The 13518-nt window shown below is 48.2% G+C and carries 12 protein-coding genes; 5 read left to right on the forward strand and 7 right to left on the reverse strand.

The features are described from left to right. Positions 1-67: 67 nt before the first annotated feature. The 5 genes from AC6CIF_RS28500 to AC6CIF_RS28520 form a co-directional block, all read right to left on the reverse strand. Positions 68-328, reverse strand: a complete 261-nt coding sequence (locus tag AC6CIF_RS28500) for an acyl carrier protein (protein WP_215074751.1) — start codon at positions 326-328, stop codon at positions 68-70. A 15-nt stretch (positions 329-343) separates the two neighbouring features. After that, positions 344-1633 (reverse strand): diaminopimelate decarboxylase, encoded by a 1290-nt coding sequence (gene lysA / locus AC6CIF_RS28505; protein ID WP_498202426.1) that lies wholly within the window; start codon positions 1631-1633, stop codon positions 344-346. After that, positions 1634-3028, reverse strand: coding sequence for a preATP grasp domain-containing protein (locus AC6CIF_RS28510; RefSeq protein ID WP_498202427.1), 1395 nt, complete (start codon positions 3026-3028; stop codon positions 1634-1636). Further along, entirely contained in the window at positions 2964-3971 is a 1008-nt protein-coding gene (locus AC6CIF_RS28515; protein WP_498202428.1) for a 3-oxoacyl-[acyl-carrier-protein] synthase III C-terminal domain-containing protein, read from the reverse strand. The genes AC6CIF_RS28510 and AC6CIF_RS28515 overlap by 65 nt, the downstream gene beginning before the upstream one ends. A 116-nt stretch (positions 3972-4087) precedes the next feature. Further along, the gene (locus AC6CIF_RS28520; RefSeq protein WP_498202429.1) at positions 4088-4324 is read right to left on the reverse strand and encodes a hypothetical protein; all 237 of its coding nucleotides are present in this window, start codon (positions 4322-4324) and stop codon (positions 4088-4090) included. A gap of 188 nt (positions 4325-4512) precedes the next feature. Between AC6CIF_RS28520 and AC6CIF_RS28525 the strand changes: the two genes are divergently transcribed. Beyond that, on the forward strand, positions 4513-5763 hold the full coding sequence (locus AC6CIF_RS28525; protein WP_179088573.1) for a helix-turn-helix domain-containing protein: 1251 nt from the start codon (positions 4513-4515) through the stop codon (positions 5761-5763). A gap of 26 nt (positions 5764-5789) precedes the next feature. Here AC6CIF_RS28525 and AC6CIF_RS28530 read toward each other — a convergent pair whose 3' ends face one another. After that, positions 5790-5984, reverse strand: a complete 195-nt coding sequence (locus AC6CIF_RS28530) for a hypothetical protein (protein WP_143760385.1) — start codon at positions 5982-5984, stop codon at positions 5790-5792. A 137-nt stretch (positions 5985-6121) separates the two neighbouring features. Next, positions 6122-6541, reverse strand: coding sequence for a metallothiol transferase FosB (gene fosB / locus AC6CIF_RS28535; protein ID WP_498202431.1), 420 nt, complete (start codon positions 6539-6541; stop codon positions 6122-6124). A 157-nt stretch (positions 6542-6698) separates the two neighbouring features. Here fosB and AC6CIF_RS28540 point away from each other — a divergent pair, with 157 nt between their 5' ends. The 4 genes from AC6CIF_RS28540 (at position 6699) to AC6CIF_RS28555 (ending at position 12391) form a co-directional block, all read left to right on the forward strand. Next, entirely contained in the window at positions 6699-7598 is a 900-nt protein-coding gene (locus AC6CIF_RS28540) for a glucose 1-dehydrogenase (protein ID WP_036607429.1), read from the forward strand. Positions 7599-7721: 123 nt separating this feature from the next. Then, positions 7722-9332 carry a gamma-glutamyltransferase family protein gene (locus tag AC6CIF_RS28545; protein ID WP_498202436.1) on the forward strand — a complete coding sequence of 537 codons (1611 nt, stop codon included), beginning with the start codon at positions 7722-7724 and terminating at the stop codon, positions 9330-9332. Positions 9333-9698: 366 nt separating this feature from the next. Beyond that, positions 9699-10712 carry a BMP family lipoprotein gene (locus AC6CIF_RS28550; RefSeq protein WP_498202432.1) on the forward strand — a complete coding sequence of 338 codons (1014 nt, stop codon included), beginning with the start codon at positions 9699-9701 and terminating at the stop codon, positions 10710-10712. Between the two features lie 26 nt (positions 10713-10738). Then, positions 10739-12391 (forward strand): methyl-accepting chemotaxis protein, encoded by a 1653-nt coding sequence (locus AC6CIF_RS28555; RefSeq protein WP_498202433.1) that lies wholly within the window; start codon positions 10739-10741, stop codon positions 12389-12391. Positions 12392-13518 lie beyond the last annotated feature (1127 nt).

The raw sequence follows: 13518 nt of genomic DNA on the forward strand, positions 1-13518 counted from the left end.
TCGAACGGAGGCTGCTTGTCCTTAAACAGCCTGACCTTCATGTCCCGGATGGTAACAGGCGCCGCCATCAGGCAGCAACGAGTTGCTTTTCGATATATACAGCTAGCGAACCCACTGTGTTAAATACATCTGGCTCCAGTTCATCCGGGTCGATCTCCAGCCCGTCAATACGGTCTTCCAACGTCATCAATAGTTCCAGAACAGACGTTGAATCCAGATGAAGTTCATCAAATAAGGATGTGTCCCATGTAACAGCTTGGTTCTCTTCCATATTCAGCACTTCGGCAAGGGCACCTTTGATTTCTTCAAGCAATACTGCGGTTGTCATGATCATCATCTCTCCTCATCTGTTGGTTACTGCGGAATGTGAAACAGGAATCAAACGCTGTTTGCCCAGTAGATCTTCGGGAGTATCCCTTTCCCGAATCAGATGGGCTTCTCCACCACTAATCATCACTTCAGCCGGACTTCCATGACTGAGAAAATGGGTCGGTGAAGCAGTAGGGCCGTAGGCACCGGAATGAAATACACCAATTAAATCCCCTTGTTCAACGGGAGGCAGGTTTACTTTTTTGCCAATAACATCATTCGGGGTACACAAAGGGCCAGTAATATTAAACTCTGCAACCGGGGATTCTCCGTATCGTGACAAAGATGCAATCGGGAAATTGCGCTTCACATACGAACCGATTCCGACCGCAGCCATATGACAATTGGTACCACCATCGGTCACGACAAACGTCTCTCCATACGACTCCTTAACATATAAGGCTCGGCTAACCAACATCCCACTGGTTCCCACCAGATACCTTCCCAGTTCCATGAACAGTCTGATGTCAGGATGCTTTTCCTTGAATTGTTCGAACAAAGGGTTCAACTGTGCAGACAGGGCACTCACAGACAGCGGCTGTTCTCCCTCGTAATACGGAACTCCAAGACCACCGCCCACATCTACCATCTGCAGCCGAATACCCAGTTTCTCCTCCAGCCGTTCGGCAAGCTCCAAAATGTGACGTGTGTTCTCCACAATAGGTTCCACGTCAAGCATACGGGTCCCCATGTATACATGCAGACCGATAATATCCACATGTGAGAATCGTTCCAATTGCTGTCGCCCCTGCATCACAGTATCCTCATCCATGCCAAACTGGCGTGGTTTGCCACCCATCGTGAGCCGTGAGCCCTTCACGGTAAAAGAAGGATTGATTCTCAGTGCCACGGGGACAATCCGTCCCTCTTCAGCTGCAATGGCTTCAATACGGTTAAGCTCCTGAAACGATTCACAGACGATTGCGTAAATGCCATGACGAATGCATGCGGTTATCTCCGCGTCGGTCTTGCCTGGTCCGAGGAAGATTATACGCTCCGGATTTGTACCCGCCTGTAGTGCGGTATGTAATTCGGCCATGGAACAGACCTCTGCCTGGGCTCCAAGCCCCTGAAGCAGGTGAACAATTGAAATATTGGGATTAGCCTTTAATGAGTAGAACAATTCCACCTTTGGAGTCAGCAGGCTGCGAAGTTCTTCATATACTCGCTCTAATACCTCAGCGTCATAGACGTATAATGGTGTACCGAATCGTGCAGCGATGGCCGAAATCGCAAGCCCTTGAATCTGATAATCTCCAGACATCTACTTCACCTCGTTTATGAATGATAACTTGGCTTCAACCGCAGCATCCGTCGCCCGTAGCTGCTCAGCCGAATGAGCAATAATGACACCATAGAGACGACCAGAGAACACACGATCTTCACCTTTGAAGGCCGCATTGACCGTTGCAAAATTGTTGATAAGTATCCCCTCGCCCTTCAGCTGATCAAATAACAGAGGACCAAGTGTTGACCTTAACTTTTCATAATCCAGGCGGTGATTCAAACGAAGTGTATATTTTTTGGCCAAAGCTAACATCCCCTCAGGAATCCACTGGTTCTGGATCTCAGTCTGATACGTCGACATGTTAAACCTTGCATTGATCTCCAGATTAGGCCACACACTTCCGTCTTCATCCAGAATGGCATCGATACCGGCTACACCGTAGTATCCATCCCGATGGAGCGCAGCACCTATTTGCAACGCAGCGTCCCGGATTACCGCGATCTGCGAATCACCAAGATGTGGTGGCATGAGATGCCCCTGATGAACGCCTTGTTCGACCAATGATTCCTTTACACCAAGAAATCCAACCTCACCACTCCGATGAATTAAAATCTGGTAATTCAGATCACATGTTTTGTTGATCCACTGCTCCAGCACATAATTCACAGCTCTTGTCCCATTCTTGCTTGCCTGTTTCTCCAGTAATTTCATGCATTTGTGGAAACGGGCTTCATCTGCAATGACGGTGATTCCCTTGCCCGAGACGCCCATCGAATCCTTCATGACAATGCGCCCGCCCTGTTCCAACACGGATTTCATACGTTCAAATCCGGACGTAAGTTCCTCCAGGGAGTAACACTCACAGCCAGGAATCTGGCGGATACCCAGTTCGGCATTAAGCCTTCGGGAGTAGCCCTTATCATTGACTTTGCGGAAAATGTCAGCCGGTGGTACGGCAAGGGGAATACCTGTGCGTTGGGATAGTTCTTCTTCCTGACCCGAGGCTCCGAAGGGAACCAGATAAGCCTGTATATCCTGTCTATCTGCAAGTTCACGCAGCCTGTCCAGCGTACGCTGACAATGCAGGATGTTAGCTGTAATGTTCAATCCTGGTTCATTATATTCAGTAGCAATTAAACGTGATCGACCAAAACCGATGGCCTGTGCATCTGCTATAAACCCGGAATCCGGCAGTTCCTTGAGCAATACGACATCCTGTTCACCTGCCAGGAAAATCCCCAGCTCCTCCATCCGGTTTACAACGTCAGCAGCCGAACCAACACTCAGGGAAGGCAACTTCAGTACCCCCTGCTCATTCCAATATTCTTCGACTTCAAAATTGTTTATATAAATAAAAACAGCTTCATCATGACCTGTAAGCGCCCGCTTCAGCTTTCTCGAAAATCCGGTCAACAGTGTGGTCAATCTCATCACCTCGTTCTTCTGCGAACTGCATCACCGCCACGCTGAATGTTGCTCCCAGCCCAACCGTGACAAGCAAATAGTAGTCGTCCTTCTGCAAAAGCCCCTGATCTGAAATCTCTTTCAGATTAATATAGGGATCGGAACAGAAGCAGTGCCCGATTTCTCCCACATTGGATGTGTACACCCGCTCCAATGGATAGGACAATCGTGCAGCAACCTTTTTCCATGAAGACAGATTCACATTGTGCGGGACAATATAACGGATATCCTCCAACGTCAGGCCCGCCCCATCTACTGCCTCGTGAATGACATCACAGAGCTGGGGTGTATAGATTTCCTGAAATTCCTTGAGCGTCTCGGGATCACCTGTCAGCACGTTGCAGAATTGTCCAAGGGTTACGTTCGTAAGCCCCATCATCCTGCTTCCCGGGCCGGATTTACCAACCAGTATGGCGGCCGCAGCTTCGCCCATAACAGTTGTATTGGGGATGAGCTGTACAATGGGACTGAATGTTTTTTCACCTGTTACGATTAAAATATGATCATCCTCTTCCAAAGAGGGCAGCAAAGTTGCAGCAACATCTAGCGCAATCAGACCGGAGGCACAGTTCTGCTGTGTCAGTGAAAACGCAATGGCATGATGCATACCGTAAGCCTGCTTCAGACCTTGCAATACCTTCATTGGAAAGGGGAAATTTTCCTGAATTGTGTGGCAATAAATGATATACTTAATAGAAGATGGAACAACTGTCGGACTGTTTACCACCTGGGCGAGTACACGTCCTAACAGCTTAGTCAGATCACCGTCTTTGTCTTGCGGAACCTGTTTCAGACCGTGAATTTTCTCCAACACTTTGGTCTGGGCTTGTTTGAGTCCCAGATGTTCGTTTAACTCCCGGACAGGAACGAAGAACTTGGGAATGTATGACCATATTTGCTTGATATGCATCGGTTTAGGACACCTCGTTATACCCATCATACGGAGCACTCTCAATATAGGGAGAGAGCTTCATCCGAAGCTCTCATCTATTGGACTAACCATAATGCCATAGTAGATACAAGGGATTATGCACGAGCCGCTACTGCACGAGCAGATACCGCACGAGCTGCTACTGCGCGAGCCGATACTGCGCGAGCTGCTACTGCACGGGCAGAGACTGCACGAGCAGAGACTGCACGAGCAGAGACTGCACGAGCACTAACTTCACGCGTTTCGCCCAGCACGTTCACTTCCGATTGTACTGCTTCCAACTCTTTGTTCTTCAATTGTTCCAATGTAATGGGAGTCGCTTTAATGATCATTGATTTATTCCTCCTTTCGTCTTGGATACTATCATTCTATAATCTCCCAATTTGGATTTAAACTGTAAAAGGAGGTAAATGGATTTCTCGCACGCCTTACCCCTTGCTCATACCAAATCCCAGCATTCAATATACAACTCACATTTCACAACGTAATTACAAACTAATTCAAGGGACGGTGAATGATCATGATCGGACCCAAAATTCGGGAAATCCGGGAACAACTTGGACTGTCTCAGAAACAACTGGCAGGTGAGGATATGACACGCTCATACATCAGCCTCATCGAAAAAGGCAGAGCCGTTCCCTCTCAGCGTATGTTGAAAATCATTGCTCGCAGACTCAATACACCAATGGAGTACTTCTTGGGAGGAAGTGCAACAACGGACACCGATATTGGTGAAGCTGTCCTGGACAAAGCCAAAGCCTACTATGCTGAGCAGAATGATCCTGCCTGTATCCGTATGGCTCACAAAGTTCTGACTCTGACGGAAGACTCACTGGATCAAACGGAAGCCTATCTGCTCATCATGCGAAGCCACAATAGGCTTGGCGATTACCGCCAAGCTCTGGATGATGGGGAAACTGCGGCTTTTACAGTCACCCGAACAGGAGACCGGGAGCGCATTGTCGACTATTACCTGGAAATGGGAAGAGCTGCATTTCATGCAGAACTGTTTCACGCTGCCCGAAAATACTACGAACAGTCTTATACGTACAGCAGCAAACTCAAACATCTGCAAGATAAACATATCCGTTCGTTAACCTTTCTCGGAACAACCCATTTGCGGCTCGGTAACGTGGATAAGGGACTGGATTATTATCTCAAAGCCGAAAAAGAAGCCCAAATGATCGGGCAACCGGAGTTATATGGCGAAATTACGTTGGGTTTGGGCAAGGCCTATTATATGTCCGAACAGGACGGACACTTGCTCTTAAGTTATGACTGGACCAAGAAATCGGTAGATTCATATAAACAGGCAAATAGTAAATCCTATGTACTTGCTCTTCACAATCTGGCTGTCATTCAACTTCATATGGGACAAAAAAAAGAAGCCCTTCCCTTGCTGTCAGAATGCGCCGATATCTACGACAAACGCAATCTGCCTCACAAGAAGGCTTCTATATTAGAGGAAATCAGCAAAATCTATCTCGAAGAACGGCAACCTTTACTGGCTGAAACAGCCATCAAGGAAGCTCTTCAACTGCTGGATCAACGAGATGAAGGCATGCTCCGTGCAAAACTATATCGTCTTCTCGGCATTGTATTTCATGAGAAAGACAACACCAATGAAGGCTATTACTTCCTTCGAATGAGTTACGATCTGCTTAAACGCATCCATGCAGATCGTGAGGCTGATATTAGCCACAAACTTTTAATTCTTAGCGGACAAGAACAGAAAATGAATTATGATGACTATAAATCCTATATCAAATAAATACGGCCCCCATCTTCTCCTAACAACTATTCAGGAACAGGATCATTCAGATCAAGCGGGTGCACCGTTATTTGTTTATCTGACGAATAGCCCAATGATACACGGGACTGAAGAGCTTCCCCTGAATTTTGAAGATGTCCATTGTACAATGAAAACAACATGACAATGGCCATAGACAACCCGCTCGCAACAATCCGAAGCTTGAATCTTTTATTATCCACGTCCATCTCTCCTTGTGCATATGGTTTGGCAGCCGAACATACCGTGTACACTTCAGCGAACCTAAGATGTATTGTACGGATAATTGCAATGACTTTAAATACGTTAATTACCATTTACCTCTACTTGCACATGAAACTCATGTATAAAAGGTCATATGATCTTTGTCTTCGCGATAATAATCCAGCCTTTGCTTCATCGTACCTGTATGCAGTTCAAACAAATGACCATCCGGATCGGTGAAATAAACGGATAATGCATCCCGCGGATCTCTTGGCCTTCCGGGAAGAATGTCTGCCCCCGCTGCTCGCAGCTGCTGCACAGACGCGTCGAACTCCTCTTCTGTAACGGTAAATGCAATATGGGTATAGGTTCGTTCCGTATAGTTGCGAATAACATCCTCCTGATTCAGGGCAATCCACAGACCGGACAGCTCAAAATAAGCCAGTTTGCGTCCTTTCACCTGAATTCGGGCACCGAGAGCCTGCTCATAAAAGGTAATGGCCCGCTCCAGATTGGATACGGAAAAACACAAATGATTAATTCCTTGAATATTCATGTGGCTCCTGACACCTCCATCAATTTAAGGATCTATCCTTATTATGGTATATTCTGTGCAATAAAAACAACCGCTCTGCTGTTTCCTCCCGCACCTTCTTCTGGGCGAATGCATAGGTTATCCGTATCAATGAACGTTCGAGGAGGATGTAAAGCGAATGAATCCTGTCTATCCTTTTTATGGTGAGAAAACGGTATGCAAGGAGCAAAAGCTGGCATTTCCACCCCAGCATCAGGACCAGCAACCCGGTCTGGAAACTCTGATGGTGCCTGAACCGATCAGTGAAGATCCTGCCTATATCGGCAGCTGCAAACTCCAAGGTAAAGTTGCCATTATTACGGGTGGTGACAGTGGAATCGGCCGGGCGGCCGCCATCGCTTTTGCCAAGGAAGGTGCGGATATCGTCATTGCTTATCTATATGAACGGACAGATGCCGAAAGGACTCGTGAACGGATCGAAGAACTGGGACAGCGCTGTCTCTTAATCGAGATTGATCTCCGCTTAAAGAAAAACTGTGAAGCCGTCATTCGCACAACCATGGAAACGTACGGGAAGATCGATATTCTGGTCAACAATCATGGCGTACAGTATGTGCAGCCAAGCATCGTTGATATTACAGAAGAACAACTGTATCACACCTTTCAGACCAATGTGTTCGCCTATTTCTTTCTGATTCAGGCCGCTCTCCCCCATCTGTGCAGAGGTGCCTCCATCATCAATACAGCTTCCATTACGGCATATAAAGGCAATACCCAGCTGATCGACTACTCTTCTACCAAAGGAGCCGTCGTATCGCTGACTCGTGTACTCGCCCAATCGCTCGCTGCACAGGGAATCCGTGTGAATTCCGTTGCCCCGGGACCCATCTGGACACCGCTCATCCCTGCCAGTTTCTCTGCGGAGGATGTACAGGTATTTGGAACAGATACGCCCATGGGGCGGGCTGGTCAGCCTTACGAACTGGCGGCAGCCTACGTTTATCTCGCTTCCCGCGATTCATCCTACGTCACAGGTGAATGCATTCATGTAAATGGCGGCGATATGGTAACGACATAGGCTGATGTCAGGTTGGATTTGGCAGTGTGGCAGGATATCGGTTGTCCCATTGCGAAGAGGGTTAGGAGTATGATCCGGTTATACCGGAGCCTGACATCTAGCGACAAGGAGCTGAACAACCTGATGAACTTCGATCCACTCTACCAACCGTACCCATCTTACCGCGTGCCTGTGTATGCCAAGCAAGGCATGGTCGCCACGTCTCAGCCGCTGGCTGCACAAGCTGGGCTCGATGTATTGAAAAAAGGCGGCAATGCCATTGATGCCGCCATTGCAACTGCGGCAGCACTCACGGTGCTGGAGCCCACGTCTAATGGCATTGGAGGCGATGCTTTTGCCCTCGTCTGGACCGAGGGCAAACTGCATGGCCTGAATGCCAGCGGCCCTGCGCCTCAGGGCATATCCATTGAGGCGCTTCAAGCGGCAGGCTATACGGAGATGCCGAAGCTTGGGGTTGTTCCGGTGACGGTGCCTGGCGCACCGGCGGGGTGGGCTGAGCTGAGCCGCCGTTTTGGGCGGCTCACGCTGGCGGAAGCGCTGGAACAGGCCATCCGCTACGCGGAGGAAGGTTATCCGCTTGCGCCTGGGCTGGCCCGCCACTGGGCAAGGGCAGCCGAGATCTATGCACGCCAGGGTGATGCGGAGGCAGGGCGTGCGTGGTTTGAGACATTTGCTCCAGGCGGGCGTGTTCCCGCAGCTGGAGAGATGTGGCGCTCGCCGGATCATGCGGCGACTTTGCGCCAGATTGGCGAGAGCGAAGCACGAGACTTTTACGAAGGAGAACTGGCAGAGCGCATTCATTCCTTTATGGCAGAGCACGGTGGTTATCTGACTCGCGAAGATCTGAAGGTTTTTCAGCCGGAGTGGGTTGATCCCATCTCCGTCTCCTATCGTGGTTACGATGTATGGGAGATTCCGCCGAATGGACAAGGATTGATTGCTCTCGCGGCGCTTAATCTGTTGAAAGGTTACGAGTTCGACGAGAAAGAATCTGTTCAGGCATATCATCAGCAACTAGAAGCAATGAAGCTGGCATTTGCCGATGGGGAGAAATATATTACTGAAGAACGCAAAATGGGTGTGACGGTGGAGGAACTGCTGTCCGAGGCATACGCGGAAGAACGGCGCAAACTCATTGGTGATGCCGCACGAGCACCTGAGGCAGGTGATCCACGTGCAAGTGGAACAGTCTATCTGGCTACGGCGGATGGTGAAGGCAATATGGTTTCGTTTATCCAGAGTAACTATATGGGCTTCGGGTCTGGATTGGTTGTTCCGGGGACAGGCATTGCATTGCAGAATCGTGGACATAACTTCTCACTGGACCCGAATCATGTCAACGCCTTGGAGCCGGGCAAACGAACGTATCACACGATCATTCCGGGGTTCCTTACCCGTGGCAGCGAAGCGGTTGGGCCATTCGGTGTCATGGGTGGTTTCATGCAACCGCAAGGTCATGTGCAGGTGGTCATGAATACGATCGATTATCACCTGAACCCACAGGCCGCCTTGGATTCTCCGCGCTGGCAGTGGACGAAGGGCAAAACAATTCTCGTGGAACCGGGTTTCCCGCAGCATATCGCTCAGGCACTCGCCCGCAAAGGACATGATATTCAAGTGGCACTTGATCCATCCCAGTTTGGACGTGGTCAGATCATCTGGCGCAACCCGGACAATGGCGTATTATGCGGGGGTACGGAAACCCGAGCCGATGGCTCGATTGCGGCTTGGTAAACTCATGTCATCTCCATATAGGGATCACCCTTTGATCCGTATATGTTCATATTCAAAGACACAACAGAGATGATTCATGTCATCATCACTGTTGTGTTTTTTTTCGACTTTTAACGTCAGTAAACAGCATACTGTAGTTATTTATGTACCCTTTTAACCAGAGAAATGTAAAAATAATGTATAATTCATGAAAAATACTTATTTTTTCGTAAATTTTCACTACATATCATAAATCACAGTGCCTTTCTGACCGATATAGATAAAGGGAAATGCTAACCATACGTGTCATGATGTACACGTACTTCCCTAGAGCTAAAGAACCATTCAAAACAGAAAAATGTGACTACGGAAATGAGGGTACCACACATGAAAACAAACAAGAACAGACGTGCAGGTCTAGGTCTCACCATAATGATGATCCTGACGGTACTGATCCTGGGGGCATGTTCAGCCAATAATACAACAACGGCAACAGACACAAGAACAAAGGTTGGGATCGTGCTTACGGAAGTGGGTCTGGGTGACCGCTCTTTTAATGATGCTGCTTTTGATGGACTGGTTCAGGCCAGAAATGAGAAAAGCATTGTCTTTGACTATCGTGAACCGGGCGAGAATTCAACTGCCGAAGCTGCATTTGAAGAGTTTGCAGAAGCCAAATTCGATCTGATTATCGGCCTGAGTGATACGGTCCAAGCGGATATGGAGAAAGTTGCAGCCAAATATCCTGATCAGCAGTTCCTCATGATTGACAGTAAGTCTGAACTTCCCAACATTGCCTCCATTTCATTCCGGGCGGAAGAAGGAAGTTATCTGGCAGGCGTTATTGCCGCTATGGCTTCAACGGAAAATCATGTGGGCTTTCTTGGTGGAATGGAGATACCGGTCCTTCGTAATTTCGAGCAGGGTTTTAAGCAAGGTGTTCTGGCTGTCAAGCCGGATGCAACCGTTGATGCCGTCTACGCAGGGGACTTCGGTAATGCCGAGCTCGGTGAACAACTGGCTGCACAGATGATTCAGGAAAAGGGCGCTGACGTGATCTACGTAGCTGCCGGTCTCACAGGCGTAGGCGCACTGACGGAGATTCAGAAATTAGGGAAATACGCCATCGGTGTAGATACCGATCAATTCTTTTTGGCGGAAAAAGCCATTCTTACGTCCATGCTAAAAAATGTGGATGTCTCTATCTATAATGCCGTTAACACGTTTATTCAAAACAATCATACCTTCCCTCAAAAGGAAATCGTGGAGGGGCTAGCGGAGAACGCCGTGGGTCTGACTGCTCTACATAATATCACGCTCAGTGATGAACAACAGCAAACCTTCGAAGATCTGAAGGCAAGGATCTCTTCCGGTCAAATCAAAATTACGCTTGATCAATAACCCATCGGATACAAGGAGGTACGCACATGAAACTACAGGGAAAACTGATACTTAATGCTCTAATTTCACTACTTCTATGCCTTGCGCTGGTCGCTTATATCATCATGCAATTGCTCGGTATGAACGCCAAAAATCAAAATCTGGTACCTGCCATGCTCAAGGTGAGTGAACTGAACGCCAATCAGATTCAGACCCAGCAGGCGCTGGATGTCTACTCGTTCTCCATGACAGCAGGAAACCAGGACGCCGTACTTCGCTTGCTGGATGAAGGTCAAACGACGATTCAGGAACTTACGGACGGATTGCTCGAAACAGATCAGCAGTTACAACTTATTCAGTCCATCGAAACAAAATTAGAAGCTCTCAACCAGGGAGCCACCGAAGCGATGAGTGCGATGAACAGTGCGGAAGCGAAACGTTACAGCACTCGGGTTCGGGGCATACAGAATGATATCTATTCGTTAGATGAGATGACTCGGGATCGTTATGATCAATACACCGTCGATTTGGAACATGACATTCAGCAAACGTGGCAAACCGCTCTGGTAGGAGCCATCGTATTGCTTGTCGCCGTAATGCTGTTTAATATGTATACTTCACGTCAGATCGCCAAGCGTATTCGAACACTCAAAGACGCTGCGGGACAAATTGCGGACGGTGACCTGACCGGACAATTACCGGAATCTCGGGGCAAAGATGAACTCGATGACCTGAGTCGCTCCTTCGGTATCATGACTCATAATATCCGCGGCATTATTCAATCGATTGGTGAAGCGGGTCATCGTGTCGATCTAATGGCACAAGATATTGACCGCGGTAACGATACAGCCCAAGCGATCGTGCAGCAAGTATCCCGCACCACGGAGGAACTGTCGATTGGCAGTCAAAAGATTGCCGAGGATCTGAGTGAGACGGTGATGGTTGTGGACAAAATGCAGTCTACCTTCAATAGCAATCTGGAGTCCACTTCCCAATCGGTGATCGATGGTCGTGAAGTATTAACTACCGTTGAGGAAGGTAATAAGGCTGTAGCAGAGCAACTCCGCCTGGCCGAAGTGAATCGTATGGCGATGGCCGAGGTGGAACAAACGGTGCGGGAACTGGAAGAAAGCGCGGTTCGAATCACTACGATGACGGCATATGTATCGGAGATTGCCAAACAAACGACCATGCTCTCGTTAAATGCCTCCATAGAGGCTGCTCGTGCTGGAGAAGCAGGACGTGGCTTCGCTGTTGTTGCGGGCGAGGTGAACAAACTCGCCGAACAATCTGCGCAATCGGTCAAACATATCTATGCGGCTGTTGGCGAGATCACAACCTCCATGGACAAGGTGAAGAACTCTGTAGCACAAAGCATGCAGTTATTCGGCGAACAAGAACAAGCCACTGGCCAGACTCGCGAATCTTTCTCTGCTATTCGTGAAAGTGTGGAGCGCATTAGTACCGGCATCCATCAGCTTGCTGAGGACATGCAACACTCTAATGAACTCAGTACACAGGTGCAACAGGCCATCGAAAATATCAGTGCCATCACCGAGCAGTCGGCTGCCAGCAGTGAAGAGATCACCGCCTCCACGTCGGAACAACAACGTTCCTTCGCTGATGCAAGTATCAAGGTGAAGTCATTGCGTGATATCAGTGCAGAGATGCATCAAGAACTGCTGCGATTCCGGTTGTAAGCAGGGTGCCGGGAGAATTCGGACCGGGCGTAGTTCGGATGTCGTTGAGATGCAGGTTAGATGCAGGTTATAGGCGAGCCAGGATCAGGTAGCGTGAACATACAAACAAAAAAATAAAGGGGAGCCTCCGTCATGAATCATGACAGGGCTCCCCTTTTCAGTAACTAATCATTGTTTCATCTAACCATTAATTCGTTTCAAAGATATGAAAGTATATAAATTGAACTAAACATTTACACAAAACGGAGAGGACAGAAATAACCTGAAGAAGCGGAGCTAAAAGTTGTCTGAAAGAAGCTGCCTCGGAAGCATATGCTTCGCCTAAAAGCTTTTTGAAAGAAATCCGCCTCGGAAGCATACGCTTCGCCTAAGAGCTTTTTGAAAGAAAGCTGCTTCGGAAGCATACGCTATCCCAGATTTCCTAATTTATAAAAAACTTGGGATAACAGCGATCGGAAGGTTGTTCTGTCACCGGAGTGTCCAGAGTAAATATTCTTTAGTTCAACTTATATAGATAACAAGGCATCAGCGTTTCAGATCCAAACGTTTAACGAACCGTGCAAACCTTATTGGGCCATTAATTGCAGATTATAAAATCTAACGAATCTCAGGCACTCTATTTCCTAATTTAGTCTGGTTTTTCAGGTGTTTTCTCTGAAATACACAGAAATAACGTGGATGAGATTCGTTGCTATGAACGTTTTTTGTCAAGCCCATCACAAAAAGCTGCTTTTCTCCGAAGCCCTAAGCGCGGGAGTCCATATGCGAGCGACGGTTGGCACGCTGCTATCCGTGGATTGGTTACCACATGGTATGCCTTCGTCAAGGAGAGCTGTTACAAGCTAGCCACGCACGTTCAGCCCATTAGAAGCCTAGTGCAAACGAATCTCGTACATTCTCTCCCGAACCTTCCATGAACTCCCGGGCCTAAGGCTCCGGGTTTTCCCCTTTTTCCTTTTAAACCATCCGTCTCTTTAAGATGAAAAACAGTTTACTGAGCGTTCGGTAGCTCCAACGTTCGGGCAACCGCCCAAATAAACCCGGTCAATTCCCTGGCCACTGCGGTAACGGCCACATTTTTATGCTTGTTCAATCCATACACTAAACGGCGGAATTTTCGATGCAGC

The organism is Paenibacillus sp. GQ49, from assembly GCF_059759055.1.